The 26,667-nt window shown below is 63.7% G+C and carries 29 protein-coding genes; 12 read left to right on the top strand and 17 right to left on the bottom strand.

Annotated elements, in window-relative coordinates:
- Positions 1-28 precede the first annotated feature (28 nt).
- The 7 genes from QM797_RS07800 to QM797_RS07770 are packed head-to-tail and all read left to right on the top strand — an operon-like array spanning position 29 to position 6,558.
- Positions 29-694, top strand: a complete 666-nt coding sequence (locus QM797_RS07800) for an HAD-IA family hydrolase (RefSeq protein WP_283274709.1) — start codon at positions 29-31, stop codon at positions 692-694.
- Positions 695-719: 25 nt separating this feature from the next.
- The gene (locus tag QM797_RS07795) at positions 720-1,931 is read left to right on the top strand and encodes a sedoheptulose 7-phosphate cyclase (RefSeq protein WP_283274708.1); all 1,212 of its coding nucleotides are present in this window, start codon (positions 720-722) and stop codon (positions 1,929-1,931) included.
- Positions 1,928-2,728, top strand: a complete 801-nt coding sequence (locus tag QM797_RS07790) for an O-methyltransferase (protein WP_283274707.1) — start codon at positions 1,928-1,930, stop codon at positions 2,726-2,728. Before QM797_RS07795 ends, QM797_RS07790 begins: the two co-directional genes overlap by 4 nt.
- Complete coding sequence (locus tag QM797_RS07785) at positions 2,725-4,011, top strand: ATP-grasp domain-containing protein (RefSeq protein WP_283274706.1); 1,287 nt, start codon at positions 2,725-2,727, stop codon at positions 4,009-4,011. The genes QM797_RS07790 and QM797_RS07785 overlap by 4 nt, the downstream gene beginning before the upstream one ends.
- Complete coding sequence (locus QM797_RS07780; protein ID WP_283274705.1) at positions 4,011-5,033, top strand: D-alanine--D-alanine ligase family protein; 1,023 nt, start codon at positions 4,011-4,013, stop codon at positions 5,031-5,033. Before QM797_RS07785 ends, QM797_RS07780 begins: the two co-directional genes overlap by 1 nt.
- Positions 5,030-5,782, top strand: coding sequence for a TauD/TfdA dioxygenase family protein (locus QM797_RS07775; protein ID WP_283274704.1), 753 nt, complete (start codon positions 5,030-5,032; stop codon positions 5,780-5,782). The genes QM797_RS07780 and QM797_RS07775 overlap by 4 nt, the downstream gene beginning before the upstream one ends.
- A 50-nt stretch (positions 5,783-5,832) precedes the next feature.
- A complete protein-coding gene (locus tag QM797_RS07770; RefSeq protein WP_283274703.1) occupies positions 5,833-6,558 on the top strand; it encodes a YoaK family protein in 726 nt (241 codons plus the stop codon).
- A gap of 14 nt (positions 6,559-6,572) precedes the next feature.
- Here the strand turns inward: QM797_RS07770 and QM797_RS07765 are convergent, their stop codons facing one another.
- Positions 6,573-7,187 carry a TetR/AcrR family transcriptional regulator gene (locus QM797_RS07765; protein ID WP_283274702.1) on the bottom strand — a complete coding sequence of 205 codons (615 nt, stop codon included), beginning with the start codon at positions 7,185-7,187 and terminating at the stop codon, positions 6,573-6,575.
- 80 nt (positions 7,188-7,267) lie between these two features.
- Between QM797_RS07765 and QM797_RS07760 the strand changes: the two genes are divergently transcribed.
- Complete coding sequence (locus QM797_RS07760; RefSeq protein WP_283274701.1) at positions 7,268-8,200, top strand: DAPG hydrolase family protein; 933 nt, start codon at positions 7,268-7,270, stop codon at positions 8,198-8,200.
- Here the strand turns inward: QM797_RS07760 and QM797_RS07755 are convergent.
- The 3 genes from QM797_RS07755 to QM797_RS07745 all read right to left on the bottom strand — a co-directional run bounded on the left by QM797_RS07755 (position 8,197) and on the right by QM797_RS07745 (position 10,158).
- Positions 8,197-8,772, bottom strand: a complete 576-nt coding sequence (locus tag QM797_RS07755) for a hypothetical protein (protein WP_283274699.1) — start codon at positions 8,770-8,772, stop codon at positions 8,197-8,199. The two genes, QM797_RS07760 and QM797_RS07755, sit on opposite strands and share 4 nt — an antisense overlap.
- 28 nt (positions 8,773-8,800) lie before the next feature.
- Positions 8,801-9,736, bottom strand: coding sequence for a pirin family protein (locus QM797_RS07750; RefSeq protein WP_283274698.1), 936 nt, complete (start codon positions 9,734-9,736; stop codon positions 8,801-8,803).
- Positions 9,737-9,816: 80 nt separating this feature from the next.
- Positions 9,817-10,158: a GNAT family N-acetyltransferase gene (locus tag QM797_RS07745; protein WP_283274697.1), complete on the bottom strand. Its 342-nt coding sequence runs from the start codon at positions 10,156-10,158 to the stop codon at positions 9,817-9,819.
- A gap of 216 nt (positions 10,159-10,374) precedes the next feature.
- Here QM797_RS07745 and QM797_RS07740 point away from each other — a divergent pair, with 216 nt between their 5' ends.
- The gene (locus QM797_RS07740) at positions 10,375-11,616 is read left to right on the top strand and encodes an ATP-grasp domain-containing protein (RefSeq protein WP_283274696.1); all 1,242 of its coding nucleotides are present in this window, start codon (positions 10,375-10,377) and stop codon (positions 11,614-11,616) included.
- 41 nt (positions 11,617-11,657) lie between these two features.
- Complete coding sequence (locus tag QM797_RS07735) at positions 11,658-13,646, top strand: hypothetical protein (RefSeq protein ID WP_283275318.1); 1,989 nt, start codon at positions 11,658-11,660, stop codon at positions 13,644-13,646.
- Between the two features lie 52 nt (positions 13,647-13,698).
- On the opposite strand, the gene QM797_RS07730 is transcribed toward QM797_RS07735, so the two are convergent.
- From QM797_RS07730 to QM797_RS07675, 12 genes are all read right to left on the bottom strand, one after another.
- Complete coding sequence (locus tag QM797_RS07730; protein WP_283274695.1) at positions 13,699-13,914, bottom strand: hypervirulence associated TUDOR domain-containing protein; 216 nt, start codon at positions 13,912-13,914, stop codon at positions 13,699-13,701.
- Between the two features lie 62 nt (positions 13,915-13,976).
- A complete protein-coding gene (locus tag QM797_RS07725) occupies positions 13,977-14,981 on the bottom strand; it encodes an alpha/beta hydrolase (protein ID WP_283274694.1) in 1,005 nt (334 codons plus the stop codon).
- A 99-nt stretch (positions 14,982-15,080) separates the two neighbouring features.
- Positions 15,081-16,238, bottom strand: a complete 1,158-nt coding sequence (locus tag QM797_RS07720) for an RNA polymerase sigma factor (protein WP_283274693.1) — start codon at positions 16,236-16,238, stop codon at positions 15,081-15,083.
- 22 nt (positions 16,239-16,260) lie between these two features.
- Positions 16,261-16,668 carry a YciI family protein gene (locus QM797_RS07715; protein WP_283274692.1) on the bottom strand — a complete coding sequence of 136 codons (408 nt, stop codon included), beginning with the start codon at positions 16,666-16,668 and terminating at the stop codon, positions 16,261-16,263.
- Between the two features lie 96 nt (positions 16,669-16,764).
- The gene (gene fbaA, locus QM797_RS07710; RefSeq protein WP_283274691.1) at positions 16,765-17,787 is read right to left on the bottom strand and encodes a class II fructose-bisphosphate aldolase; all 1,023 of its coding nucleotides are present in this window, start codon (positions 17,785-17,787) and stop codon (positions 16,765-16,767) included.
- A gap of 8 nt (positions 17,788-17,795) precedes the next feature.
- Complete coding sequence (locus tag QM797_RS07705; protein ID WP_283274690.1) at positions 17,796-18,821, bottom strand: LacI family DNA-binding transcriptional regulator; 1,026 nt, start codon at positions 18,819-18,821, stop codon at positions 17,796-17,798.
- 54 nt (positions 18,822-18,875) lie between these two features.
- Positions 18,876-19,526, bottom strand: coding sequence for a nucleoside/nucleotide kinase family protein (locus QM797_RS07700; protein ID WP_283274689.1), 651 nt, complete (start codon positions 19,524-19,526; stop codon positions 18,876-18,878).
- Positions 19,516-20,454, bottom strand: a complete 939-nt coding sequence (locus QM797_RS07695) for a PfkB family carbohydrate kinase (protein ID WP_283274688.1) — start codon at positions 20,452-20,454, stop codon at positions 19,516-19,518. The genes QM797_RS07700 and QM797_RS07695 overlap by 11 nt, the downstream gene beginning before the upstream one ends.
- The gene (locus QM797_RS07690) at positions 20,435-21,217 is read right to left on the bottom strand and encodes an ATP-binding cassette domain-containing protein (RefSeq protein ID WP_283274687.1); all 783 of its coding nucleotides are present in this window, start codon (positions 21,215-21,217) and stop codon (positions 20,435-20,437) included. Before QM797_RS07690 ends, QM797_RS07695 begins: the two co-directional genes overlap by 20 nt.
- Positions 21,214-22,203: an ABC transporter permease gene (locus QM797_RS07685; protein ID WP_283274686.1), complete on the bottom strand. Its 990-nt coding sequence runs from the start codon at positions 22,201-22,203 to the stop codon at positions 21,214-21,216. The genes QM797_RS07690 and QM797_RS07685 overlap by 4 nt, the downstream gene beginning before the upstream one ends.
- 34 nt (positions 22,204-22,237) lie before the next feature.
- Entirely contained in the window at positions 22,238-23,236 is a 999-nt protein-coding gene (locus QM797_RS07680; protein ID WP_283274685.1) for a substrate-binding domain-containing protein, read from the bottom strand.
- A gap of 201 nt (positions 23,237-23,437) precedes the next feature.
- Positions 23,438-24,433 (bottom strand): YihY/virulence factor BrkB family protein, encoded by a 996-nt coding sequence (locus QM797_RS07675; RefSeq protein ID WP_502942275.1) that lies wholly within the window; start codon positions 24,431-24,433, stop codon positions 23,438-23,440.
- A gap of 140 nt (positions 24,434-24,573) precedes the next feature.
- On the opposite strand from QM797_RS07675, the gene QM797_RS07670 reads away from it, so the two are divergent.
- Both QM797_RS07670 and QM797_RS07665 read left to right on the top strand, forming a co-directional pair.
- Positions 24,574-24,744 (top strand): CsbD family protein, encoded by a 171-nt coding sequence (locus tag QM797_RS07670; protein ID WP_027495724.1) that lies wholly within the window; start codon positions 24,574-24,576, stop codon positions 24,742-24,744.
- Between the two features lie 270 nt (positions 24,745-25,014).
- The gene (locus QM797_RS07665; RefSeq protein ID WP_283274684.1) at positions 25,015-25,638 is read left to right on the top strand and encodes a GAF and ANTAR domain-containing protein; all 624 of its coding nucleotides are present in this window, start codon (positions 25,015-25,017) and stop codon (positions 25,636-25,638) included.
- A gap of 117 nt (positions 25,639-25,755) precedes the next feature.
- Here QM797_RS07665 and QM797_RS07660 read toward each other — a convergent pair whose 3' ends face one another.
- Entirely contained in the window at positions 25,756-26,553 is a 798-nt protein-coding gene (locus tag QM797_RS07660) for a DNA-formamidopyrimidine glycosylase family protein (protein ID WP_283274683.1), read from the bottom strand.
- Between the last annotated feature and the right edge of the window lie 114 nt (positions 26,554-26,667).

Here is a 26,667-nt window from a genome sequence, read left to right as displayed (position 1 = left end):
ACATCGTCTCTCGCTCCGAAAGGCACCCATGTCCGCAATTCTGTTCGGCTCGATCAGCACGCTCGTCGACACGTCCGAACTGCAACGTCGCTCGTTCAACGAGGCCTTCGCAGCCCACGATCTGAACTGGAACTGGTCTCGTGAGGACTACCGCTCCATGCTCGGGTCGAACGGTGGTGCCGACCGGATCAGCGAGTACGCATCCGATACAGGCACCGAGGTCGACGCCGCCGCGGTTCACGCCACCAAATCGGAGATCTTCCAACGGTTGATCGGCGAATCCGACGTGAAAACGCGCCCCGGCGTTGCCGATACCATCGACTCCGCCAAGGCGAACGGTGTGAAGGTGGGCTTCGTGACCACCACGTCCCGCGACAACATCGACGCATTGCTGGCGGCCCTGAGCCCGGAACTGACCGCCGATTCGTTCGACGTCATCGTCGACGCATCCTCGGTGGACGCAGGCAAGCCCGACCCCGCGTCCTACGAGTTCGCTTTGAAAACTTTGGGCGAGAACGCATCCGACAGTGTGGCCATAGAGGACAACGCCGGCGGCGCGGCAGCAGCAGCGGCCGCAGGCATCACGTGCGTCGCATTCCCGAACGAGAACACTGCAGGCACCGAGTTCGGCTCGGCTACCGACACCGTCGATGCACTCGATCCCGAGCGCGTGCGCGCTCTGATCTCAGCCTGACCCTTCATCCACCCCAGGAGTAATTGTGAGCAATCTTCAGGCCCAGGTCGTTGCCGGGGACAGGTCTTTTCGCGTCGAGGGATACGAGCGTATCGAGTACGACTTGATCTACGTCGACGGTGTCTTCGCTCTCGAGAACACCGAATTGGCCGACAGCTACAGCCCGTACGGACGCGCGCTGATGGTCGTCGACGAGTCGGTTCACGAGATCTACGGGGACCGAATCCGCGCGTACTTCGATCATCACGACATCGCGTTGACGGTGGTCCCGGTACAGATCAGGGAAACCGCGAAGTCGCTGGAAACCTTCGAGCGCATCGTCGGTGAATTCGACTCCTTCGGTCTGGTCCGCACCGAGCCGGTGCTGGTGGTCGGTGGTGGATTGACTACTGACGTAGCAGGTTTCGCGTGCGCCAGCTACCGACGCAACACCCCGTACATCCGCATTCCCACTACGTTGATCGGCCTGATCGACGCGAGCGTGTCGATCAAGGTGGCCGTGAACTACGGCAAGCACAAGAACCGCCTCGGCGCGTACCACGCATCGCAGAAGGTGCTGCTCGACTTCTCGTTCCTCGGCACGCTGCCCGAGGACCAGGTGCGCAACGGGATGGCGGAGCTGATCAAGATCTCCGTCGTCGGCAATCTGGAAATCTTCGAGATGCTCGAACAGTACGGTCCCGAACTGCTGCGCACTCGCTTCGGACATCTCGAGGGCACAGCGGAATTGCGTTCGGTCGCAGACAGACTGACTTACTCTGCTATTGCCACGATGCTCGAGCTCGAGGCTCCCAATCTGCACGAGATCGACCTCGATCGCGTCATCGCCTTCGGCCACACCTGGAGCCCGACGCTCGAGCTGACGCCACCCGCTCCGTTCTTCCACGGCCACGCGATCAACATCGACATGGCACTGTCGACAACAGTCGCCGAACAGCGAGGCCATCTGTCCGCGGCAGACCGTGATCGAGTGCTGGGCGTCATGAGCAGCATCGGGCTGGCCCTCGACAGCCCCTACCTCACACCCGAGTTGCTCTCCGAGGCAACGGCATCGATCCTCAAGACCCGTGACGGAATTCTGCGCGCCGCAGTACCCGACCCGATCGGCACCTGCCGTTTCCTCAACGATCTGGACGCGCACGAGCTGGCCGATGTGCTGACCTTGCACAAGAAGATCTGCCTCGACTTTCCGCGCGCCGGCGAAGGCCTCGACATGTTCACCGCACCGACGCCGTGACTGCGCAGCCGCGACCGGTCACCCCGACGACAATCCTCGCGCGCGAGCTGGGCGAGATAGCCGCACTGCTCGACGCCGACGCCGGGGTGACCGATGAGCTGACCACTCGTGTTCATCGGGCCCGCGATCTCGCCGCGGGACTCGACCCGTATCTCGACACCTGCACCACCTCCGAATCCGCGGCACTGGCCACGTTGGCGTCGCGGACCCGCTCTGCGGACTGGAGATCACGTGACGTGGTCTCCGGTTCCGGGCCCCTGGAGATGGAAATGCTCTCCGGTCATGTGGAGGGACGCTTCCTGGCGTTTCTCGTACACATGACCCGGGCGACGCGGGTGCTCGAGATCGGTATGTTCACCGGTTACTCGGCGCTGGCGATGGCCGAGGCGCTGCCCGCAGGCGGGGAGGTCGTCGCGTGCGAGGTTGATCCTTACGTGGCCGAGTTCGCGCAGTCCTGCTTCGCGGATTCGACTGCAGGATCTGCCATCACGGTGCACGTGGGACCCGCGCTCGACACTCTTCACCGGCTCGACGGGAAGTTCGACCTGGTGTTCATCGACGCCGACAAGACCGGATATCGCGGGTACGTGGAGTATCTGCTCGAGAGCGATCTGCTCTCCGACGGTGCCGTGATCGCCGTCGACAACACCCTGTTGCAGGGTCAGCCCTACGCGCCGCAGCCGAGCGACAACGGCCGGGCCATCGCCGAATTCAACGACTACGTCGCCGACGACCCTCGTGTGCAACAGGTTCTGATTCCTCTGCGTGACGGTGTGACGCTGATCAGGCGCACATGATCCGTACCGTTGCAGCACTGATCGGCCTCACGGTCACCCTCCCCGTCGACCTCGCGGCGGTGGGGTTGGCGGCGCTGCGCGGCACCCGGCCCGCCACCCATCGAACCCATAAACCCCAAACGATTCTGATCAGTGGCGGAAAGATGACCAAGGCCCTGCAACTCGCACGGTCCTTCCATCTCGCCGGCCATCGGGTGATCCTGGTGGAGTCGGCGAAGTACCGCCGGACCGGACATCGCTTCTCCCGCGCTGTCGACCGCTTCCATTGCATTCCGGATCCGGGAGATCCGGGATACGCGCAGGCGCTGCTGGACATCGTTCGCCGCGAGGGGGTCGACGTCTTCGTGCCCGTGGCAAGCCCCGCCGCGAGTATTCACGACGCGGACGCACGTACGCTCCTCGATGCGCACTGCGAGGTGATCCACGGCGACGCCGATATCGTGCGAATGGTGGACGACAAGTCCCGATTCTCCGAGCACGCAGCATCATTGGGGCTGCTGGTCCCAGACTTTCGGCGCATCACCGACCCCGCCCAGATCGACGAGTTCGAGTTTCCGCCGGGTCGTGAGTACATCCTCAAGCGGATCTCTTACAACCCCGTCGGCCGAATGGATCTGACGCGGTTGTCGGCGCACACACCGGAGCGCAATTCCACGTTCGCGCGGAGCCTGCACATCACCGAGGACGACCCGTGGATCCTGCAGGAGTTCATCGCCGGCCAGGAGTACTGCACACACGGCACGGTGCGCGAGGGTCGCCTGCAGGTGTACGGCTGCTGCGTGTCGTCGGCCTTCCAGGTCAACTACGCCATGGTCGACAAGCCCGAAATCCTCCGCTGGGTAGACGCATTCGTCTCGTCGCTCGACACCACCGGGCAGCTGTCGTTCGACTTCATCGAGTCCGCGGCCGACGGCCAGGTCTACGCCATCGAATGCAACCCGCGCACCCACTCGGCCATCACGATGTTCTACGACCAACCCGATCTGGCTGCGGCGTACCTCGAAGACGATCATCCGATGATCGTGCCGCGTCCGACGGCCCGGCCGACGTACTGGATCTACCACGAGCTGTGGCGTCTGCTCACCGAGGGCAATCGAGCGTCTCGGCTCCGCACCGTTTTTCGAGGAAAAGACGCAATCCTGACCGGCTGGGATCCGCTGCCGTACCTGCTGGTACACCACCTACAGATTCCATCCCTGCTGGTGCGCAATCTCGCGGCGCGCCGCGGCTGGTCTCGTATCGACTTCAACATCGGCAAGCTCGTGGAGAACGGAGGCGACTGATGGCACTGTCGGTCCTGGTACTCGTCGGATCTTCGGTGGACGATTTCCACTGCGATCTGTCTCGGGTGTATGCGGGGGGCTTCCTCGACGCGTTCGGAGGCGATCCCGCATACGAGCTCGAGGTGGCGTTCGTCTCCCCCGGCGGGTTGTGGAGCTTTCCCGGCGGTATCGACTCCGCCAGTGTGGCTGCGGCACCGCAGATGTCCTTGGCTCAGGCAGTGGAAGTCATGTCTGCGTGGCACTTCGACGTCATGGTGCCGCAGATGTTCTGCCTGCCCGGCATGACGACCTACCGCAGCCTGTTCGATCTGATGGATGTCCCGTACGTGGGGAACACCCCGGGCGTCATGGCCATGACGGCGGACAAAGCATTGGCCCGCGCCGTTGTCTCCGCTGCCGGGGTCGCCGTCCCGGCCGGCGTGGTGGTACGCGGTGGCGGGACAGTCGATCTCGAATTGCCCGTCGTCGTCAAGCCCGTCGACTCGGACAACTCGAGGGGAGTCACGCTCGTCGAAGACGATGAATCGTTGACATCCGCGATCGACGACGCGCTGGCGTATTCGTCTGCCGCACTGGTGGAGTCGTACATCCCGCTCGGGCGCGAGGTTCGGTGCGGCATCATCGCGATGGACGGTGAGCTGGTGTGCCTTCCCCTGGAGGAGTACGCCGTCGACTCCGTGCGGACGAGTGCCGACAAGTTGAATCGGACCGCGGACGGGGATCTGTACCTGGTCGCGAAGCAGCAGACCAAGGCGTGGATAGTCGACACCTCGGATCCGATCACCGAGAAGGTCTGGGCGGCAGCACGATCGTGCTATCGGTCCCTCGGCTGTCGGCACTACGGGCTGTTCGATTTTCGCATCGATCCCGACGGGGAACCCTGGTTCCTCGAGGCCGGTCTCTACTGTTCGTACTCACCCTCGAGTGTGCTTGCGGTGATGGCCGCGGCAGCGGACATCACGATCGACCGCTTGTTCGCGCACTCGCTCCGGGAACTGTCGGTGAAGGAGTTGGCGTCATGACGCTGGGAATGGAGATTCGCAGTCTGGATCTGGGATCGGCTTCGGTCGACGACATGCGAACGCAGTTGGCCGAACACGGTGTACTCGTCCTGCGTGACCAACCGATGGACGATCGACGCTTCATCGAGTTCCTCCGCCGGTTCGGCGATCTGATGTTCACCGAAGGCGAGACTCCTGTCCCCGGTTTTCCCGACCTGAACGTCGTCAGCAACGTCGGCCGCACCACTCCGCCGAAGTCGACGTTCCACGTCGACACGACGTACGTGCCGAATCCTCCCGCTTACACCGCTTTACGAGCCGTATGCGTACCGACAGCCGGCGGCAGCACCCAGTTCAGCGACCAATACGCGGCGTACGAGACGCTGCCCGCGGCCGTGAAGGAGGACCTGGCGGGACGCACGGTGACACACCGGGTGACCGGGGTGGCGTCGGACACCGACTCCTCTGCCGAACATCCTTTGTTCGCAGTACATCCGGTGTCCGGCCGCACTGCCCTCGCACTTTCGGCACCCGCCCGCTGCGTTGCGATCAGCGGAATGAACTCCGAGGAGGCGCGCGAGACCATCCGGTACCTGTTCGAGCACTCCACTCGAGCGGACAACATAGTGCAGCACGCGTGGGCTCAAGGCGATCTGGTGATGTGGGACAACCGATGTGTGATGCATCGGGCCGACCACAGCGGGGTTGTCGGAAACAGGGTGATGCACCGCGGAATGATCTCGAATGTGGAGAACATGTCGGTTATGTGACCGACGACTCAAAGAGTTGCCGGTTCGCCTCAGGCCCGGACAATCGAACTATGACCTCCCCCCTGTCGATCAGCCGCGAAACAGCCGTCGGCGCCGAAGCTCGCCTGTCCTGGATTCTTTCCGGACTCGCGGGGATGGTGGGCGCAGTGGCGTTCTTGCACTCCGCCGGTTATTTCGTGACCTTCATGACCGGTAACACCGAACGTGCTGTCGTCGGTCACTTCGGACACCCGGAGGGCAAAGAGGTTGCACCAGGTGCTTCGCCGTGGGCTGCACTGGCCCTGATGGGGTCGTTTCTCGCGGGCGTGGTGATCTCGTCGATCTGCCGGCGGCGCTACTGGTCGAACCATCCGCACGGAGCGACTGTGCTGACCACCATCGCACTCGCCGCCGCAGGGGCGATCGATATCGCCATCTCCGGTTGGTCTTCCGCAAACGTGAACTTCTACCCGATTCTGTTGGTGGCCTTCGCACTGGGCGCTCTCAACACCGCATTCACGAAGAAGGAAGAGACGTACATTCCACTCAGCTACGTCACCGGAACGTTGGTCAAACTCGGCCAAGGTATCGAGCGGCATCTGTTCGGGGGCGGGACGCACTACGACTGGCTCTGCTACACAGCTCTTCTCGGGTCATTCGCACTGGGCGGGGTCGTGGGCGCATTCATCGGCGTCGTCATCACCGGACCGCAGGTCCTGCTTCTCACGGCACTGATCAGCTTCGGCGCGACGATCTTCACGTTCACCCATACCGAGCGAAATTCACTGTTGGGCTGATGCCGCGTACGCCGCTAGTCCGCGATCAGCGGTGACGATCCGATGATCGTTCTCAGCATCTGCTCCACCAGCGACCGAGGCAGGCGCGATCCGATGAGCACTTGGCGCTGAATCAGCCCCTCGATCATCACGACCAGCGTCTCGGCTTCCGCCTGCGGGTCCTGGGAGTCCAGCGAGGCGGCGATCCATTGGGCGTAGGTGATGAATGCGCCGCGCTGCGTATCGAACAACTCACGCACCTCGCGATCGTGCTGAGCTTCGCCGAGCATGATGCTCCGGGCGATCACCCGCTTGGCTGCGTCGCCCGTGGTCATCGCTTGGATGAAATCCACGATTCGGCTCACCACAACGTCCGCAGTCAGGGGTTTGACGTCGACCAGGCTGCCGAACGTAGCCCCGGCAACCTCGAAGTCCCGGGCGAACAATTGCCCCAGCGCCAGGTGCAGCAATCGACTTCGCGTGGGCGCGTGATAGTTCACCGAGCCCGGGCCGAGGCCTGCTGCTTCGTCCACCGCCCGATGCGTCAGCCCACGAAAGCCTTTGGTGGCCAGCACTTCGATCGCCGCTGTCGCGATCTCGTCGCGCCGCCGCACTCTGGATGCGTCGTCCTTGGGAGTGGCAGGACTCATACCGGGCAGTCTACTGGCAGGTCGTTGACATGCCCTGAGCCCACGACCTACTCTCAACAGACGTTGAGCATGGGGGAGAAATGAACCGGAAACCGACACGGCGTCAAGTCGTCCTGGGTGCCGCAGCAGCGGTGACCGCAACCGTCCTCGGAACTGGGTCGAGGGCGGTCGCGGCACCGACGGTGGGGTCTGCAGACGACTGCGGTGAGCGTTACCAGGGTTATCGGGACATTGATCGAGATCGGCCGTACGCCCACTACATGGCAGAGCGAACGGCTCCGGCACCGACCGTGGTGACCGATACCTACGCCGGCCCCCCGCTCTCACCCGACGCGGTACCCGGATTCGACTCGATCACAACCGATCTCGCCCCCTCCGGCTACTCCAGGGTCGAGACCGGATACGGGCAGAGAGCCGACGGGGTGACGTTCGTGGCGGTCCGCACCGTGATGCCTCGGGTGACGGCGGCGATGTGGGACTGGTGGTTCGGATGGCATTCCACCGAAGCCGCCCGCTACAAGCTGTGGCATCCCGATGCCCACCTGTTCGCCGCTCTTGCGGAGGATCGGACGGCACTCGACATACCCGACAAGGCCAAGTACGTCGGCAACACGACGTTCGTGGACGAGTACGTCGGGCCGAAACTGCAGCAACTGGGCATCGGTTTTCGTGATCCTATTGCGCACGGCTTCGACGTTCCCTCGGATCAGACGATTGTCTTCGGCCGAGTGGGAAGCTCCATCGCACCGGTGGACCTGGGTTGGCTGGCCCATCAGGTCAGACCCGTCGACGGTGGTGCCGAGATGCGCAGCCGATTCCACATGAACCTGCGCGGGTTGCACGTACCGGACGTGAAGCAGGCTGCGTGCGCGGTCCGCCGGGGAGCGTCGGTGGATCCGACCGACCTCGTACTCGGGCTCGATCTCGCCCGAAATCTGATGCTGCACTGCGGACAGGAGATGAACCACCTCGCCGGCTTTCTACCGGAGCTGTACGCAGAGTTCCGCGGCTAGTGCCCCAGAAACACCTTGGCCAACACGATGAGTGCAGCAACCGTAGCGATGGCCAGCCCACCGAGAAGTGCACGGAAAGTCAACGGGTTGCCACGAATTCGCTCCGTGACCATCTGGATCGTGGCGATGCGCACCACGACGACACCACCGGCCAGTAGTTCCGACCACTGTGCCGGAATCACCGACAACCAGCCGAGGGCGAGCAACAGCGCGGGGACCGTGCCGGAACTCAGGATGGGGACGGCATCGCGAAGTTCTTCGACAGCCTTGAACTTGCGTTGGTCGTCGGTGGCATCTCCGTGCGCCTCGGGTATTTGACTACTGGCCACGAAATCGGCGAACACGTGCGCCAGAAACGTCGTCCCTGCCGTAGCCAGAACCAAGACCGCAGCGGTTCCGTGTTCGATCGAGCCAGGCGTGGACGCGGCGACCGCCGCGAGGATGAGGATATTTCCGTACACGTAGGCAGAAAGCCGTGCTGCCGCCCGTGCGGGCTCGAGGGGACCGTCAGCACGGGTCACCAACCGGCGGTACAACCGGGTTCTGCGAATACGGGGCTCGGCGTCGGTCATGCAGCAGATCGTCGCACGTCCGGGGTGATCATCGGGTGGGCACGCCGAGCCGGCCGGCCTGGTAGTCCTCGAACGCCTGCAGCACCTCGGACTTGGTGTTCATGACGAACGGGCCTGCCATCGCAACGGGCTCCCGAATCGGCTTGCCACCGAGAACGAACACCTCCAGCGACTCCCCCACCGCTGACGCGGACATCTCGATCGTGTCGCCGCGGCCGAACAACGCCGTCTGCCCCATCCCGATCGGACGCTTCTCCGCACCCACTGTGCCCTCGCCCGCGAGAACGTAGACGAGTGCATTGAATTCGCGCTCCCACGGCAACGTCAGTGCCGCACCCGGTGCGATCGTGCTGTGCGAGAGCGCAATCGGAGTGTACGTCGAACCCGGCCCGTGCAGACCCGCGATGTTGCCCGCAATGACGCGAACCAGCGCACCGCCGTCCGGACTCGACGCCAAGGCCACCTTGCTACCGGTGATGTCCTGATAGCGCGGGTGCGCCATCTTGTTCTCCCGCGGCAGATTGACCCAGAGCTGAACACCGTGGAACAGCCCGCCGGACATCACCAGATGCTCCGGCGGGGCCTCGATGTGCAGAATTCCCCCACCTGCCGTCATCCATTGAGTGTCGCCGCCGCTGATGATGCCGCCACCACCGTGAGAGTCCTTGTGCTCCATGATGCCGTCGATCATGTAGGTGACGGTCTCGAATCCACGGTGCGGATGCCACGGCGTGCCCTTCGGTTCACCGGGCGCGTAGTTCACCTCACCCATCTGATCCATGTGGATGAACGGATCCAGGGACGACATGTCCAGTCCGGCAAACGCGCGGCGAACCGGAAAGCCCTCCCCCTCGTACCCCGTCGGTGCCGTCGTGACGGACCGGACCGGCCGGGGGACGGCGGTGGCGTCGGGCATGGGGATTCGGGGCAACGTGAGGATGTTGTCGACCGTCACTGCGGGCATGGCTTCCCTTTCGGCAGGGTAGTTGACTCTGCAACTACTAATCGAGCTCAACCTACCGACGTCCTACGGTATTCCCGCCCTCAACTCTGCTGGTCGGCCAGCCACTGCCGGATCTCGTCGGTGGGCTGCTCGACGATGTCGTCGAATTCCGAGTGCTTGCCCACGAAGGCTGCAACCAGTTCGCAGATAGGCACGATGCGCTTGGCGTCCGCCCGGGTGGCGTCGAGTGCCTGCTGCACGAGAATCGTTGCCAGACCACGTCCGCCATAGGCCGCGTCCACCTCGGTGTGGAAGAAAATGCGTCGCGCATCCTCGTCGTCCACGAACTCGGTGAAGCCGACCTGTGTGCCGTCGACCGAGACGGTGAAACGATCCGATTGCTGGGCGATCTCGACCTCGGCACCGGTTTTGTCGACCGTCATCTCGCGCTCCTCGTTCCTCGATGGCGCGAACCGCACCTGGTTGCTCATGATCGTGCACGATCGGCGGATTTCTGTCGATTGAGGCCGGTACCGAACACCTCGGTTCGCCGCATTCCCGATCGACAGTCGCATACGGGGGTGCCGACCGACCGATACTGCCTCTGTACCGTGGAGCGAAGGACCTCGACCGATGAATCATCTAGGGGAAGGAACTTCATGGCTCAGCCAGACAGGCTGGAGAAAGACCCGAACAAAGGCTACGTAGCTCTTCTGGGCTGGAGTCTGGCCGCAGTGGAAGCACTGGACAAGTTCGATCGACGCTACGTCGTCGTCGCCCCCGAGTGGGCCGAGGCGTACTGCACAGAGCACGACATCCCCTACCTTCCGTGGAACTTCGAGCGACTCAACGATCGCTCGCTCGAGATCGCCGAAACCCTGCAGGCCAAAGGTGTCGACGTGGCGATCCCGCTCTACGAGGAGACGGTCGAGTGGGCGGGTGCCATCAACTCGGTGTTGCTCGGCAACCCACGCCTGTTCGGTCAGGCAATGCTGTTGCGCGACAAGTCCTTGATGAAGCGTCGTGCCCAGCTCGGCGGCATTCGCGTGGGCATCTTCGAAGAAGCCCACGACCGTGAGGACGTCATTCGATTCCTCAAGCGTGTCAACCAGACGCTGCTCAAGCTCGACGGCGATCCCAACGACCCGATTCACGTCAAGGCCTTCGACAAGGCCGGCTGCCTCGGACACCGCGTCATTCGTACCCCTGACGAGGTCGACTCCATTCCCGACGAGGAATTTCCGGCGCTGATGGAATCGCACCTCGACGGCTGGGAGTTCGCTGTCGAGGCGTGGATTCACAACGGCAAGATCAAGTTTCTCAACATCTCCGAGTACGTCACGCTCGGATACTCGGTATTCGTTCCTGCGACACCGGAACTGGAGAAGTACCGCGAGCAGATCACGGTGCAGATCGAGAAGCTGATCAAGACCTTCGACATCGAGTTCGGATTCATCCACCCCGAATACTTCGTAACCAGTGACGGCGAGATGTACTTCGGTGAAGTGGCTTATCGCCCACCGGGTTTCAAGGTGTTCGAGCTCCTCGAGCGGGCCTACGGATTCAACGCCTACCAGGGCCTGGCGTTGGCGTTCGACCCGAAGACCACCGAGGAGGAGATCGACGCCTTCTTCCCGAAGGAGGTTGTCGATGCAACCGGCGTCGCCGGATGTTTCGGTGTCTATCCACGACGCCGTGTCGTCAGCCAACTGCAAATTCCGGAGGAGACGACCGGGCACGACTACTACGAGACCAACGACTTGTCGGCGCCGGTCGAGGAAACCGTGACCAAGAGAACAGCATTCGGCACCCACTGGGGACTGCTGTACTTTTTCGGCGACGATTCCTACGTCATGCGTGACTTGCTGAAGCATCAGGAAGAACTGGACTTCTACGTGTGAAGCAGCAACTCGGCAACGACCACGAACCCACGACGCAGACGATGAACGACGCTGCTCCGGTCGACAGGGCCCTAGTCTCGAGGCTTGCCCAACTCGACCACGCCACCGAGGCGTTGGCCGGCGCACCCGAGTTCAGCAAGAGCACCAAGGTCCGGCGAGTTCTCGACGCGCTGCATCGAGTTCTCTTGCAGCCCGGTGGTTGTCATGCACTTCGCGAGCGCGCCGAGATGCTCGAGAATGCCGGGCTGTTCGCGGGCACCGATTGGGCTCAGCCGGACATTCTCGTCCCGGCGTTCGTGGGGCCCAGCCTGCGCAGCGGCAATGACGACACCTTCGTGCTCGAGGCGACCAGCGAACTGCGGATGGTCGCGATCGTTGCGGGCGAGTACGAGCATGCTGCGGTCACCGCCGAGGATGCCCGTCGGTTCCTTTCTCAGGTCCTCGCGGTCAATCTCGACGTTCTGTTCACACCGCCGTCGGAGTCGGAGCGAGTTCGCTTGGGCCGCACCGCACATCTGATTCGGGATCTGTTCGGGTACGTGGCCGGGCAGATCGGCTACGACAGCGTGCTCGACGAGCTGGTCGAGGAGATCTGGCGGATCTTGCGGCAGCGTCCGATCCAGGTGGACACCATCAAGGACATGGTCACCCGCATCGCGATCTATCGCGATGACCCGACCGTCGACCTCGGCACGTCGGGGCAGGGACTGGATCGGTTGATCACGGCCTTGTTCGGCACCACCGATGCGTGCCGGGAGGATCCGGGCGTGGAGGTGTATCGGTCGCGCCTCGAGGCGATGGACGTCGAGGCGCTGCAGTTCGAGGCCCGCGGATTCGCGCGAGCGATGCACGATACCGGACTCGTCTCGCCGTACCACGCGACGCTGACGCAGTTCCTCGTCGATCACTACTCGTACGTTCTCCCCGAGGCATTGGGACTGTCGGATACCGGTCGCACGTGTCTGACGCGCTACCCGGAATTGGTCCATCGCCTCATCGAGGAGACGGTGTACCCCGAAACGGCGCAGTGCCTCTATGGATTGGCACTGCTGCTCGATCGCGGAATTCTGCATCAACCGCCGATCGTGCCGTCGTTGTGGCGGCAGATGTCGCTGAAACTCGCACCCGCAGTGCAGGACAAGCTGAACACCACGTTCGGTCCGGTCCCGGCACCAGAATCGCGCTTGCTGGGTGGATTGTTGGCGATGCTCGGGCAACCGCTCGGCGTCGGCCAGGGCGACAACCCGACGTGCCAGTCGGCGCGAGCATTGTCGATGTGGGCCTACAACGATCCCGACTACCTCCTGCAGATGGTGGTGTGGGCGGCGCGTGACGAGGAGATCGTCATGCACTTCGAGGGGCAATCGATCTCCTCGACCGAGAGCGCAAGCGGCGTCGCCACATCGGATCCGGTGGATCTCGATCCGGTGTCACTGCTGTTGGTTCCGCACCTCGATCGCATCTACGCCGAGATGGTCAGGCGCTGCGCCGATCGCCCCGGCGATCCGCACCGCTGGGTCAACCCGGAGTTCCACGGTTGGTGGTCGGCGCGCGAGTTCCACATCGACGTCGACGTGGCCACCGGAAACATCGTCGACCTGGACGCCTTCCTGCGGCAGTTCTACGCGGCGTATCACCCGGAGTACAACGGGCATCAGCCGCTGATACACCCGCAGCCCGCCGGTGTGGCCGTAACCGACAGTGCTGCACGGTATGTGGGGTGGCACGCCATCACCATACTGCGCGTGACCACCGACCCCGACGGCATCATGCGGGTCTATTTCTTCAACCCGAACAACGACAGCGGGCAGGACTGGGGAGACGGCGTCGTTGTGGGAACGGCGGGCAACGGCGAACGCGCAGGCGAAGGTTCGCTGCCGTTCGACCAGTTCGCCTCGCGCTTGTACATCTTTCATACCGATCCGCTCGAGAACGGCGAGCCGGAGAGAATCCCCGCCGAGGACATCGATCGGATACGCGGCTACATCGAACGAAGTTGGGGCGCAGAACGATCGGTACCCCAGGCCTGAGAAGTGCGCTGCGCCCCGAGTCCACGACTCGGGGCGCAGCGCCATTCGGCCGTCAGTTCTTCTTGTCGAGCGATTCCGGCTTGTGTACTGCATCCTTGCCCGACTTGTCGCTCTCGACCCGGTATTGAGGTTCGTCCTTCGAGGCCTTCACGGTTCTGCCTGCGGCTTCGGTCTCGGAGGTGATCTTCTCCACCACCGTTCCCTCGGTCGTGGTTCCGTGGGTCTGCCATTCGACCTTGTCGCCCTTGTGCAAGTCGTCTTTCGCCATGTTCGGGTGGTCCCTTCGTCGGTGATGTCCATCGACGCGTACCCGCGAGAGTCTCGGCGCAATCACCTGGTTCCCAGAGCCGGTGCCAGCGTGGTGAACCAGGCTTCGCGCAGCTGATCCTCGAACAACGGCCATGTGTGTGCACCCTCGTCGCGCATGGAGACCGTCGCCGGCACATCGGCCTGGCGCAGCGCGTCGACGAAGATCGACGTGCAGTAGTTCACCATCGCTTCGACCGCCATTCCACCGAACGGCGGAATCGCACCCTCGGGGATCCGGTCCACCGGTCCGGGAAATCCACGGGACGAGCTGACGTACACCGCGGTTCCGCGCAGTCGTTCGACGTTGAGGGAAGGGTCGTGGTCGCGCCAGCCCTGGCTTCCCGGCAGCCCCCACATATTGAACGGATTGTTGAGTCCGCCGGCGATCATCGCCGAGATACCAGCGGTGGCAAGCGGATTCGATGGTGCCGGGCATCCACTGAACGACGCGGCGGCATCGAACACATCCGGTGCCTGGATCGCCAGATCCAGTGCGGGCCCACCGCTCATCGACAGTCCTGCCACACCACGTCGCCCGTTGGATCCATAGGCGGCGTCGACGGCGGCAGGCAGTTCGCGAGTCAGGTAGGTCTGCCACATGTTGCTGCCCAGTACCGGATCGGGTGTCTGCCAATCGGTATAGAAGCTGAAGCGGCCTCCGATGGGCGCTACGACCGTGACGTTCTTGTCGAGGAAGAACTGTTCGACGCCGGAGTTGTTGAGCCAACCTACACCGTCTTCGTTGCCGAGCGCGCCGTTGAGCAGGATCAGGCTCGGGGCAGGTCCACCCCCCGGCGAATGCAGAATCTCGTTGGAGATGACGCGATTCATGGATGGGGAGAACACGTTCAGCACTGCACGGGTGGCCGACACCTGATGGATCCCGACGGCTCCCGCGGCCGCGTCGGCCGATCCCGAGTTGCCCGGCAGGGCCTGGGCCGACGTTCCGGTCAGCAGCATCGATCCCAGCACGGCGGCCGTCACCACCGCGGCGGATCGAGTGCGCTTCTTCCTCTTCAGTCCCACTGGCAACATCAGCACCATACGAGGGTCGCACGATTTCCGCTTTCTACCGCTAACGATCAGATTACGAAACCGATCGGTTCGTACGCTCGCTCGCCGGTGTCACGGATTCACAGCCCGGATCCGCGCCAGCTGCAGCGTCAGGTGATGCCGCTCGGGTAACGAGGTCGCCAGCTGGGCCGCACGGGCGTACAACTCGGCGGCCTGCCACAGGTCACCCGCCTTCTCGTACAGGTGCGCCGCCGCCGCAGTGTGCCGCGGGACGGAGGAATCGACCTCGGCCAGGGCCGCGAGTCCGGCCGCCGGGCCGTCGGCCTCCCCGACGGCCACTGCGCGGTTGAGCTGCACCACAGGGCTGTCGGTGAGAGCGAGCAACTCGTCGTACCACTCGACGATCTGCACCCAGTCGGTCTCCTCGACTCGCATCGCGTCGGCGTGCAGGGCGGCGATTGCCGCCTGGGCCTGGAACTCACCCAACCGATCTCGGGCCAGCGCCGCTTGCAGAATCCGTACCCCCTCGGCTATCGATGCTGTGTCCCAACGGGTTCGGTCCTGATCGGCCAGCGGAATCAGCCGACCGTCGGATCCGGTTCTCGCCGAACGGCGCGCATGGTGCAGCACCATCAGGGCCAGCAGACCCGCCGTCTCCTCGTCGTCGGACAGTGTCGCCAGCTGCCGAGTCAACCGCATCGCCTCGGCCGCAAGATCGACGTCGCCGGTGTACCCCTCGTTGAACACGAGATACAGCACCCGTCGTACTGTCTTCAGGTCACCGGGCGCGTCGAATCGCACATCGCGCACAGCACGTTTGGCCCGGCTGATGCGCTGAGCCATGGTCTTCTCCGGCACCAGATACGCCTGCGCGATCTGGTGCGTCGTCAATCCGCCGACGGCGCGCAGGGTCAGCGCCACCGCCGAGGCGGGAGTCAGCGCAGGGTGCGCACACAGGAAGAACAACTGCAACGTGTCGTCGACGCCGCCCACGATCTCCGGGTCCGGCTGCGCCGCCAGCCGATCCTCCCGATCTCGACGCGCCTTCTCCGAGCGCTGTGCATCGAGAAACTTTCGCCACGCGACGGTGACCAGCCAGCCCTTCGGGTCGGTCGGCGCGTCACCGGCCCCGGTCGAGGGTGCCCACGTCGAGGTCGCCTGCACCAGTGCCTCCTGCACAGCGTCCTCGGCCGCCGCGAAATCTGCTCCGCGGTGGACGAGGACGCCGATGACTGCGGGCGTCAGTGCCCGCAGCACTCGGGGGTCCATGATGATCTTCAGCCGACTACCGTCAGTCGGCGATCGTGGGAGGGGCCTCCATGAACGGACGCAGCTCGAGCCACTCGTCGATCGGCTTCCCACCGGCACCGGGCGCTGCCGACAGCTGCCCGGCCAGCTCGAGCGCACGATCGTAGGACTCGACGTCGATCACCATCCAGCCTGCGATGAGGTCCTTGGTCTCCGCGAAAGGACCGTCGGTGACCGGGGGCTTTCCTTCCCCGTCCGATCGCACCCACGTTCCCTCGGGTGCCAGAGCCTGCGCGTCGACGAACTCGCCGGTCTTCTCGAGCTCGGCGGCGAAATCTTGCATGAACTGAATATGGTCGTGCACTTCGGCCGGGGTCCACCGGTCCATCGGGATCCAGTCGGCAGGCTCGGGGGCTCCGCGGTAATGCTTGAGCATGAGGTACTTGGCCATGATCTCTCCTAGCGTCGGATGCAGCCATTCTTTCTGCATTCGACCCTGGGACGTAACCGGTCCGCAGAATTCGACATGTTCGAGAGAAAATCTCTCTCAGCGCATCGTGCGGCCCGCCGAGCCGAGCATCTGCGTCGCCTCGACCACTCTCGCCGCCATCGCCGTCTCAGCCGGCTTGCCCCACGATCGGGGGTCGTAGGCCTTCTTGTTGCCGTACTCGCCGTCGACCTTGAGGACCTGGTCGTACTTGCTCAACATGTGCCCTGCGATGGATCGGGTGAAGGCGTATTGAGTGTCGGTGTCGATGTTCATCTTGATCACCCCGCTCGCCACCGCGGAGGCGATATCTTCTGCGCTGGATCCCGATCCACCGTGGAACACCAGATCGAACGGATTGTCCTTGCTGGTCTCGGCTCCGACGACGGCCTGAATCTCGGCGAGAATTTCTGGGCGTAGGTGCACCGAGTCAGGGTTGTAGACGCCGTGCACGTTGCCGAAGGTCAGGGCAGTCATGTATCGACCGCGCTCCCCTGCGCCGAGCGCGGCGATCGTGGCCCGAGCATCGTCGACGGTCGAGTACAACTGTTCGTTGATCTCGTGGGAGACGCCGTCCTCTTCGCCGCCGATCACGCCCACTTCGATTTCGAGGATCGTGTTCGCCTGCACCGACAGATCGAGTAGTTCCCTGGCGACACGCAGATTCTCGTCGAGCGGCACCGCCGAACCGTCCCACATGTGCGATTGGTACAGCGGGTCGAGTCCGCGTCCGCGTCGGTCGATGGCATCGGCCAGCAGTGGCCGCACCCAATCGTCCAAATTCTCTGCGGGGCAGTGATCGGTGTGCAGCGCAACCGAGATCGAATAGTGTTGCGCCACTTCGTGGGCATACTGAGCGAGCGCCTTGGAACCGGCGAAGCGGTTCTGCACGGCGTTGCCGGAGAGGTACAGCGCCGTACCGACCGACACCTGGATGATGCCATCGCTCTCGGCCTCGGCGAAGCCCTGCAGCGCCGCGTTGAGCGTCTGCGAGCCGGTGACATTGATAGACGGGTAGGCGAACCCGCCTTCCTTCGCACGGTCGAGCATGGCCGCGTACTGATCCGGACTGGCAATGGGCATGAGCTGTCCTATCTTTCGGGTGCGGCCGGTATCCCGGCCGAGGTAGCGGCGCAGCCGCAGGAATTGCGATGGTTGAACGTGGTCGGCACTCGGATCGACCGAGGCTTGTCGTCCCGCCCCTCGATGCGATTCAGCAACAGGTCGGCTGCGGTTCTTCCTATCGTCTGTACGTCCTGCGCTGCCGCCGTCAGGCGAGGCTCGAACAGATCGGACCACTCGAAATCGTCGTAGCAGACGAACGCAAGGTCGTCGGGAATCGACAGGCCAAGGGTACGAACGGCTTTGAGCGAGCCGATTGTCATCGAGTTGTTCATCGACACCAGCGCCGAAGGCCGGTTCGAGCTCGACATCAGTTCACGTACGTGCATCTCGGCCACCTCGACGTTGGACCTACCGTCGAGAATCAGTCGAGGATCGAGGTCTACTCCTCGATCGGCAAGCGCGCGGGCATAACCGTCGAATCGTTCGGTCGTGGAGGAGATTCCTTCGATTCCGCGGACGATCGCGATGCGACGATGGCCGGCATCGAGGAGGTGGGCGGTCAGCTCGTAGGCCGAGGCGTCGTTCTCCGGACCCACTTGATCGCACGGAAGATCGAGCATCCGGTCGATCAAGACCAGAGGGGTACCACTCCGCACGATCTCCGGAATGGTCGTCGACTCCGATCCTGCTGCGGGCGCGAGGATCATGCCGTCGACCTGGCGGTCGAGCAGCGAGCCGGTCAGCCTCTTTTCCGACGTGGGCTCGTCGTGTGAATCGCCCAGAATCAACACGTACCCGGCCTCGGACAACCGCTGCTCGACGGCGTGCACCAGGCTTCCGAAATATGGATTGGTCAATGCGGAGATCGAGAGTCCTACCGTATTGGTCCGGCCCGCGGCGAGCGAGCGGGCAACGACGTTGCGGCGGTAGCCGATCTCGACAATTGCCGCGTCGACGCGTTGGCGGGTGGTCGGGTTGACGTTACGGGTGCCGTTGAGAACGTGCGAGACAGTCGACACCGACACTCCTGCGATGCGGGCGACATCGTCCATCGTGGGCATCTCAGTCGGCCCGGTGCTGTCGCGTCTCGTCGCTCTGCGAAATCGTCACGTCAGGCGCAGGATTCTATCGGCGCGGCCTGCGGTCGACCCGATCAGTGCCGCGTTGCGTTCGTCCGAGCCCAGCGCCCAGAACTCCGCATCCTCGTGCGACTTTCCGTAGGCCTCGTGTCGAGCTACCAGTCGCTCGTGCCGAACCCTTGTGTGCGGAGCCAGAAACCAGACCTCGTCGATCATCGACCGCGCAGCAGGCCACGCGTCGGACTCCATCAGCAAATAGTTGCCCTCGGTGACCACCAACGGAACAGTCGACGGAACCGGAATGGCCGAACCGATGGATTCCTCGATCTCGCGCCGAAATCTCGGTGCGTACACGATGGGGTCGCCGGGCCGCTGGTCGTGAATCGCCGCGATCAGTCTCGCGTAGCCACCGTCGTCGAACGTGTCGTGTGCACCTTTGCGGTCGAGCCGACCCAGGTCGATCAACACCTCGTTGGCCAGGTGGAACCCGTCCATCGGAACCAGCACCGCCCGCTCCGGCCCGAGCGCATCGACTAGTTGCCCAGCCACCGTGGACTTTCCGGCTCCCGGCGCGCCGGTCAGGCCGAGTATGCGCCGTTCTCCGGCGATCGCGAGTCGCCCGGCCAGCTCCACGAGCTCGCCGAGGGTCGCTCTCTGTACGTCCTGATCAGTGCTCACCGTTGCCGCTTTCGAGTCCGTCGTTGGTCAGTGTGTCAGCGGAAAGTTCGTGCAGCCATGCTCGGGGGCCGATCACCGAGCAGCGCAGTGCCGCAACGCGAGCCGACCTGTCGATGCGATCGGCCAGGGAGCCCGACTGCGTCGAGTAGTAGGCGTACGCGCCGTGGAAAGCGTCTCCGGCACCCACTGTGTCCACCGCTGTCACCGGCTCCACATCGACCGAGCCCGAGGACCCCTCGGTCCACCATTCGACGGGCTCGCTGCCATGGGTGGTGACGACGGTATGCACGCCCGCTCCGACGAGTGCCGCTGCAGTGGTAGCCGTGTCGGAGGTGCCGGGGGCGCGAAAGTCCGCCGAGCACACCATGTCCGTGGCATGCGGGATCAGCTCGCTCATCACCGGCTTCCAACGGCCGGCATCGACGACCAAGGTGGTAACCCGCGCCGCCGCATGTTCGGCGGCGGCGCAGGCGATCAGGGGGTGATGCCCGTCGACGAGGACGACATCGGCATCGGCCACTACCGTCTCGAGATCCTCCGGCGGTGGAACTTCGGAATGCACCGCGTCCGCCGAGACGACCGACCGGTCGCCGGTCGATTCGATCACCGTCACTGCCGAGATGGGCACCGACCTGCGGGTGCCGAGGGCCGCGTCGAGCACTCGGACGCCGAACGCAGCCAGATCGGCTTTGACCAGCTCGGCCACCGGGTCGTCGCCGAGCGCGGTGACGAGCACGGCCGTGCCGCCGAGCGCCGAGAAGGTGACGGCCGCGTTGGCGGCCGGCCCTCCCGCCGCGACGAACTGCACACTGGACGTGATCTTCTCGTTCGGTGCCGGAGCGGCCGACACCCGATGAATGACGTCCAATGTCGCCAGCCCGACGAAAACTCCTACCGGAGCATCCCTTTCAGACGCCTGCGCGTTCATCGTCGGTCGGCTCCTCCGCACCGGTCATCAGCGCGACGACCTCGGACATGGTGCGGTTCTTCGGATCGACGACGCCCGCGCGCTTGCCGAGGCGGTGAATATGAATCCGATCGGCAACCTCGAACACGTGCGGCATGTCGTGGCTGATGAGCACCACCGGAATGCCGCGGTCACGAATGGTTCGGATCAGATCGATCACCATGCCCGATTCCCGCACGCCGAGCGCGGCCGTCGGCTCGTCCATGATGATCACTCCGCGTCCGAACGCTGCTGCCCGCGCAACCGCCACGCCCTGACGCTGACCACCGGAGAGCGTCTCGACCGCCTGATTGACCGACTTGATACCGATCTTCAGATCCTGCAGATGCTTCGACGACTCCTCCCGCATCCTCGGCATGTCCAAGCGCCGAAAGAGGCTGCCGCTGATGCCTTTACGCTTGATCTCGCGTCCCAGATAGACGTTCGAGGCGATGTCGAGCGCCGGGATGACGGCCAGGTCCTGATAGACCGTCTCGATACCGGCCGCTCGTGCGTCACGGGTGTTCTTGAACGACACCGGCGAGCCGTTCATCAGGATCTCACCCGAATCCGGAATGACGGCTCCGGCCAAAGCTTTGATGAGACTGGACTTTCCGGCACCGTTGTCGCCGATCACCGCCAACACCTCACCGGCCCGCAACTCGAAATCTGCACCGTTGATGGCCGTCACGCTGCCGTAGGTCTTGACCAGACCACGCGCTTCCAGAGCGAGGGTGGTACTCACTGTGACCTCCTACGTGCGAATTGATCGACGGCCACCGCGACGATGACGAGAATGCCGGTCGCGACGTTCTGGTACAGGCTGTCGACGCCGGCCTGGGTGAGCCCGTTGCGCAGCACACCGACTATCAGAGTTCCGATGAGAGTCCCGATGACGGTGCCGCGGCCACCGAACAGGCTGGTTCCACCGATGACGACCGCGGTGATCGTTTCGAGGTTGGCGTTCTGATAAGCGTTCGGGTCGGCGTTGGGGATTCGCCCGAGCGCTGCCCATGCCGCGATCGCCGCAATGACACCCGTGACGATGTACACCGAGAACAGCACGCGACCGGACTTGATGCCGGAGCGGTCCGAGGCCTGCGGACTCCCGCCGACAGCGTAAATATGTCTACCCCAGGATGTTTGGGATAGGGCGTACCACATCACGGCGTACACCAGCAGCATCACCACCACGCCGTAGGTGGTGGAGAAGCTACCGATCTTGAACGAGGTGCCGAGCAGTGTCAGCGGTCCGCTCGGAACCTGATAGGTCTCGGATCCGGCCAGCAGTCTGGTGGCCGCTTGGATTGCCGTGAACGTGCCGAGCGTGACGATGAACGGCGGCAGTCTCAGTACAGTCACCAATCCGCCGTTGATCGCGCCGAACGCAACGCACACGGCGAGCGTCGAACCCAACGCTACGACCGGTCCGTTCGCCCCGGCCGACTGTGCCATCACGATGGTGCCCATCACCGCGACCGCGCCGATCGACAGATCGATACCGGACGTGAGGATGATCAGGGTCTGGCCGACGGCGAGAATGCCGACGACCACGGACTGCTGCAGAATCAGAGAGACGTTCTGCGGGTTGAGGAACGAGCTCGAAATCGAGCTGAACACGATGATGGCAATGACGAGCGCGGCCAGTGGCCCCAGCAGCGGTTCACGCAGGATGGTCCCCACGTTGAACCGGCTCGGTGCCTTGGGAGGCGCAGCGGTATCGGTACTCACGAATCAAATCCCTGTGTTCGCCGGTGTTTCGCGATCAGCCCCAGCAATTCGCTTCGCCCCATGCGGTGTCCTGAGAATCGATTCCGGCTACCGGCTTGTCGGTGACGAGCTGCGAGCCGGTGTCGTTGAATCCGCTGGGCTTGGTGCCGTCCTGGGCGAACTTCACGACCGCGTCGACGCCCTGCTCGGCCATCTTCGCCGGGAACTGCAGCACCGTTGCGCCGATGATGCCGGACTTGACGTTCGCGATGCCGGTGCAGCTGCCGTCGATGGAACCGATGGTGATCTGATCGGCGCGGCCGGCAGACTGAATTGCCTGGTACGCACCCGCCGCGGCGGGCTCGTTGATCGTGTAGAGCGCGTTGACGCCCGGTGCACGCTGCAGCAGGTTCTCCATCGCGGTCTGCGCCTTGGTCTGATCGCCGTTGGTGTTCTCCTGGCCGACGATCTCCGACGAGCTGTCGGTCAGGCCCATTCCTTCGAGAAAGCCGTCGTGACGGAATGTGTCCACGGTGCCGCCCGCGGTGCCGTCGAGCATGATGACCTGGGGCGCAGTGGTTCCGAGCGTGCCCTTGACCCATTCGCCCTGGCTGACGCCTGCAGCCTTGTTGTCGGTCGCGAACGTGGCGTCCACCGCGTCCTCGGGATCGGTCGCGGTATCGAGGGCGATGACGACGACGCCGGCGTCACGTGCCTTCTTGATCGCGTCGAGCACTCCGGTCGAGGAGTTCGGGGTGATCAGGATTCCCTTGACACCCTGTCCCACCAGGTTCTCGATGGCTGCGACCTGTCCTTCGTTGTCACCGTCGAATGCACCGGCCAGAGCAACCAACTCGGCACCACTGGAATCCGCCTTCGCCTGTGCTGCTTCGCGCAACTTCACGAAGTACGGATTGGAATCCGTCTTGGTGATGAGCCCGACCTTGACGCTGTCCGAGTCCGAGCTGCTGCAGGCGGTCAGGCCGAAGACGAGCGAACCGGCCATGAGCACGGTCCCGATCGTCAGCGCAGACTTCCGACGGTGATTGAACATGTGGACTCCCTTGTCCCCTAGCCACGCGGTCGCGTCGCTCGATTGCAGGAGCTTAAGGCGCATACAAGCGCTTGCGCATGCGCTTTCGCGAAACAAACTCGAAATCTTTTCTGACCGACCGGCTGACCGGTTCGTGACGGGGGTCACGCGGGGTCGGCCGCACCAGTTCTCGCAAACGCGCGCGCGTTTGCCATCCGCCGCTCAGTCGCCTCGCGTGCTCGACGAGTCCTCACCCGCAACCGAGTCCGGCTCGTCGTAGGTGACCGTGATGTCCTGGAATCCCTTGTTACGCTGCGCTTCTGCCTGGCCGGTGTAGGAGTTCTTGTCCCCTTCGGTGAGTTCGACGTTGTCGGTGAACGGCGTGAGCAGCGCTCGGGGGTGCAGGTGATCGACTCGCACGGCATTGACTTCGATGCACAGCACGATCAGCACCGATGCGACGTACAGGAAGCCCAGTAGACCGAGGACGATTGCGAAGATTCCGTTGGCGGCGCTGGCGTTGCCGACGACGTAGCGAATGTAGATTCCGCCGAAGGATTGGAGCGCCTGCCAAATCACGGCGGCGATCGCCGCACCGGGCAGCACCTCGCGAACACTCAGTGCACGGGCGGTTCCGATGCGAAACGCTGCCGTGAAGACCACGACGTTGACGATCACCGCACCGATCAGCGCCAACGCACCGCCCGCGAACCCGAACACACCCGAGGACGCGACTCCGTTGACAACGGTCAACCCGATGATTGCCGTGCCGACGGTGCTCAGGAGCAGCAGCCCGCGCAGGCGTCCCTTGATCGGATCAGGTTGCTCGTTTCGGGGCACCGACCACGCGGTGTTCATCGCGTACTGGGCAGCCAGAGAAACTCCGAGTCCGCCGTACAACGACCCGACGACGCCGATGACGATGGCGGTGGTTCCGCCGCTCAGGCGATCGGGCTGACCGAGTTGGTCACCGAGCACGGGGATTTGGCTCATCGCCGAATCGATGATTCGGGTCTGCAGTTCCGGGTCGCCGGCCAGCACGATCCCCAGCACCGTCGTGAACAGCAGCAGTAGTGGAAACAGCGAGAGGAACGAGTAGTACGCGATCAGAGCTGCGAGATAGCCGCCTCGGTCGTCGAGAAACTTGTACAGCACTGCCAGCGGGAAACCCGCCGACGGGTGTTTGCGCTGATAACTGTCCACTTTGGCGACCATCATCGGTCGAATGTATCCACAGCCGACGTGGTGGAAACGTCGGCGGTATGTGTGACCTAGATCTCACCATGCACACGTGCGCTTCGGACGGCGGCCCTCGACTAAGTAACCAGTACAAACCCAGGACGAGGAAAGGAACTCACATGAGCTTCATCGACAAGGCCAAGAACGCGGCAGAAGACGCCATCGGCAAGGCCAAGGAAGTTGTGGGCGACGCCACGAACAACAAGGACCTCGAGGCCGAGGGCAAGAAGGATCAGGGTTCGGCAGGCGTGAAGAAGGTCGGCGAGAACATCAAGGACACCTTCAAGTAAGTCTTTCCGCAGAGGGGACCGTCGATCGCACGATCGACGGTCCCCTCTGCGATCTACGCGTATAAAGTGCACATAACCGGCTGTAGCGGCCGGCAGGGCGTCCAGCAGACGGCGCATGTTCATGGATCTCTGCGGCGAACGACAGCAGAAGTCCCGTGCGAGAGGACAGTGTGAATGTCGCAACAGTCGACCTATAGGCACCCTGCCAGTACGTCCCATGCATCGTCACTGGCCGAGTTCGCGCGGTCTCTGCGCGATACCCGTCGTTCGATGCCCGAGACGATCAGTGAAATTCTGCGCACTGCGATTCGACTCATCCCAGGAGCAACGGTCGGTTGCGTCACGACCGTGAGCAAGGGTGAGCGAACCGTCGTGGCGTCCACCGACCCTGTCGCCGAGGAGTTGTGTCGACTCCAGTACGAGCTCGACGAGGGCCCGATTCCCACCGAGGTCCGTCATTTCGACGTCGTCGTGTCGGACGACCTCACGTCCGAACCGCGATGGCCGGAATTCGCCGTCCTTGCCGTCGGCGAAGGGTTCAAGTCCCTGGCCGCATTCCAGCTCTACAGCAATGCCGATGACCTCGGCGCATTGGTCTTCTACAGCGACGAACCCGGGGCCTTCGACGTCGATGCCGTCGAGATCGGTGAGGCGCTCGCCGCCCACGCCGCGATCGCGATGCTCAGTGCCCGCGACAACGAACAGTTCCGCACGGGCTTGGCCAGTCGCGACATCATCGGCCAGGCCAAAGGGATGATCATGGAGCGCTACGATCTCGACGCGGTGCAGGCGTTCGAGCTGCTGGCGAAGCTGTCGCAACAACAGAACCTGCCGTTGCACAGGGTGGCTCGCGATTTGGTCGAGACCGATCACCCGACCAACTCGACCTTCTGACGCACCCCAGGTTTCGATCCGTCGCCCACGAGGAAGCCTGTCGGTGGTATCGGCAGGCAATACGCGATACCCGCGGGCGGTTACGTCGTTGAGCCAACAGCGATCGACCGCTCGTCGCTAATGCTCCGGTTGGCACCTCGGACACCACCATGTTCGACGCCGATCGGGGTCACCGGGAACCTCCGCGGCCACCCGAACGAGCGTCCCACACCGCAAACACGGCTTGCCTGCTCGTCCAGCGACCCAGTGCGAGCGTCCTCGTCGTACGTCGCCGGTAGTGACCTGCATTGCTCCCGGAATGGCCACCGAATGGCGCATCGCCCGCTCGAGCAGCGCGACCAACTTCTTCGCATCCACGTCATTCGACCGAGTCCAGGGCCAGAGTCCGCGAAGGAAACACAGTTCGTTCGCCCATAAATTGCCGGGCCCTGCTATCACCCTCTGATCGAGCAGAGTCGCGATGATCGGGCGATCCATCTGGGCGACCACGTTGGCCACCGCTGTGTCGGTATCGAACATCGGCTGCAGCGGATCCGGACCCAGATGCGCGACCAGCGCATTCATCTCGGGGGTGAAACCGTAGTCGACCACCGGCAACAGAATTCCGTAGGCAGTGGGCCCGTCGGCCACAGCCAACTGCACGCGAACGTCCGGACGCACACGCTGCGGAATCGATCGACCGGCCCGCACCACCGTCCACGAACCGCTCATCCGCAGATGTGTATGCAGCGTTGTGCCGTCATCGAAATCGGTGAACAGGTGCTTCCCGTGGGTTCGATGCGCGACGACGGTTCGCCCGGCCAGATTCTCCACCGCATGTGCCGGCACGTTCAATCTGCCGGCCCGTAAGGTGGCACCGTCCAAGGCTCGACGTAGCCTCGCGGCCAGCGCAAACACGGTGTCGCCTTCGGGCATGCCTGCTGTGTATCCCGCCCGCGCACAACGCAATCCAACGCCGCATCCGAGGATCGCAGAATGCCTGAGCGCACCTGGTTCTTCACGATCGAACCTCAGCTGCAGGATGCCGCG

Origin of the sequence: Rhodococcus sp. IEGM 1381 (assembly GCF_030056795.1) — a bacterium.
GTDB lineage: Bacteria > Actinomycetota > Actinomycetes > Mycobacteriales > Mycobacteriaceae > Rhodococcoides.
The sequence above is the reverse complement of the archived record's forward strand: the minus strand, read 5'-3'. Positions and strand labels throughout refer to the sequence as shown.

Coding starts and splice junctions, on each gene's coding strand:
- QM797_RS07800 (WP_283274709.1), top strand. CDS start 29: ATGTCCGCAATTCTGTTCGGCTCGATCAGCACGCTCGTCGACACGTCC.
- QM797_RS07785 (WP_283274706.1), top strand. CDS start 2,725: ATGATCCGTACCGTTGCAGCACTGATCGGCCTCACGGTCACCCTCCCC.
- QM797_RS07780 (WP_283274705.1), top strand. CDS start 4,011: ATGGCACTGTCGGTCCTGGTACTCGTCGGATCTTCGGTGGACGATTTC.
- QM797_RS07775 (WP_283274704.1), top strand. CDS start 5,030: ATGACGCTGGGAATGGAGATTCGCAGTCTGGATCTGGGATCGGCTTCG.
- QM797_RS07770 (WP_283274703.1), top strand. CDS start 5,833: ATGACCTCCCCCCTGTCGATCAGCCGCGAAACAGCCGTCGGCGCCGAA.
- QM797_RS07765 (WP_283274702.1), bottom strand. CDS start 7,187: ATGAGTCCTGCCACTCCCAAGGACGACGCATCCAGAGTGCGGCGGCGC.
- QM797_RS07760 (WP_283274701.1), top strand. CDS start 7,268: ATGAACCGGAAACCGACACGGCGTCAAGTCGTCCTGGGTGCCGCAGCA.
- QM797_RS07755 (WP_283274699.1), bottom strand. CDS start 8,772: ATGACCGACGCCGAGCCCCGTATTCGCAGAACCCGGTTGTACCGCCGG.
- QM797_RS07750 (WP_283274698.1), bottom strand. CDS start 9,736: ATGCCCGCAGTGACGGTCGACAACATCCTCACGTTGCCCCGAATCCCC.
- QM797_RS07745 (WP_283274697.1), bottom strand. CDS start 10,158: ATGACGGTCGACAAAACCGGTGCCGAGGTCGAGATCGCCCAGCAATCG.
- QM797_RS07740 (WP_283274696.1), top strand. CDS start 10,375: ATGGCTCAGCCAGACAGGCTGGAGAAAGACCCGAACAAAGGCTACGTA.
- QM797_RS07735 (WP_283275318.1), top strand. CDS start 11,658: ATGAACGACGCTGCTCCGGTCGACAGGGCCCTAGTCTCGAGGCTTGCC.
- QM797_RS07730 (WP_283274695.1), bottom strand. CDS start 13,914: ATGGCGAAAGACGACTTGCACAAGGGCGACAAGGTCGAATGGCAGACC.
- QM797_RS07720 (WP_283274693.1), bottom strand. CDS start 16,238: ATGGACCCCCGAGTGCTGCGGGCACTGACGCCCGCAGTCATCGGCGTC.
- QM797_RS07715 (WP_283274692.1), bottom strand. CDS start 16,668: ATGGCCAAGTACCTCATGCTCAAGCATTACCGCGGAGCCCCCGAGCCT.
- fbaA (WP_283274691.1), bottom strand. CDS start 17,787: ATGCCCATTGCCAGTCCGGATCAGTACGCGGCCATGCTCGACCGTGCG.
- QM797_RS07705 (WP_283274690.1), bottom strand. CDS start 18,821: ATGGACGATGTCGCCCGCATCGCAGGAGTGTCGGTGTCGACTGTCTCG.
- QM797_RS07695 (WP_283274688.1), bottom strand. CDS start 20,454: ATGAACGCGCAGGCGTCTGAAAGGGATGCTCCGGTAGGAGTTTTCGTC.
- QM797_RS07680 (WP_283274685.1), bottom strand. CDS start 23,236: ATGTTCAATCACCGTCGGAAGTCTGCGCTGACGATCGGGACCGTGCTC.
- QM797_RS07675 (WP_502942275.1), bottom strand. CDS start 24,433: ATGATGGTCGCCAAAGTGGACAGTTATCAGCGCAAACACCCGTCGGCG.
- QM797_RS07670 (WP_027495724.1), top strand. CDS start 24,574: ATGAGCTTCATCGACAAGGCCAAGAACGCGGCAGAAGACGCCATCGGC.
- QM797_RS07665 (WP_283274684.1), top strand. CDS start 25,015: ATGCCCGAGACGATCAGTGAAATTCTGCGCACTGCGATTCGACTCATC.
- QM797_RS07660 (WP_283274683.1), bottom strand. CDS start 26,553: ATGCCCGAAGGCGACACCGTGTTTGCGCTGGCCGCGAGGCTACGTCGA.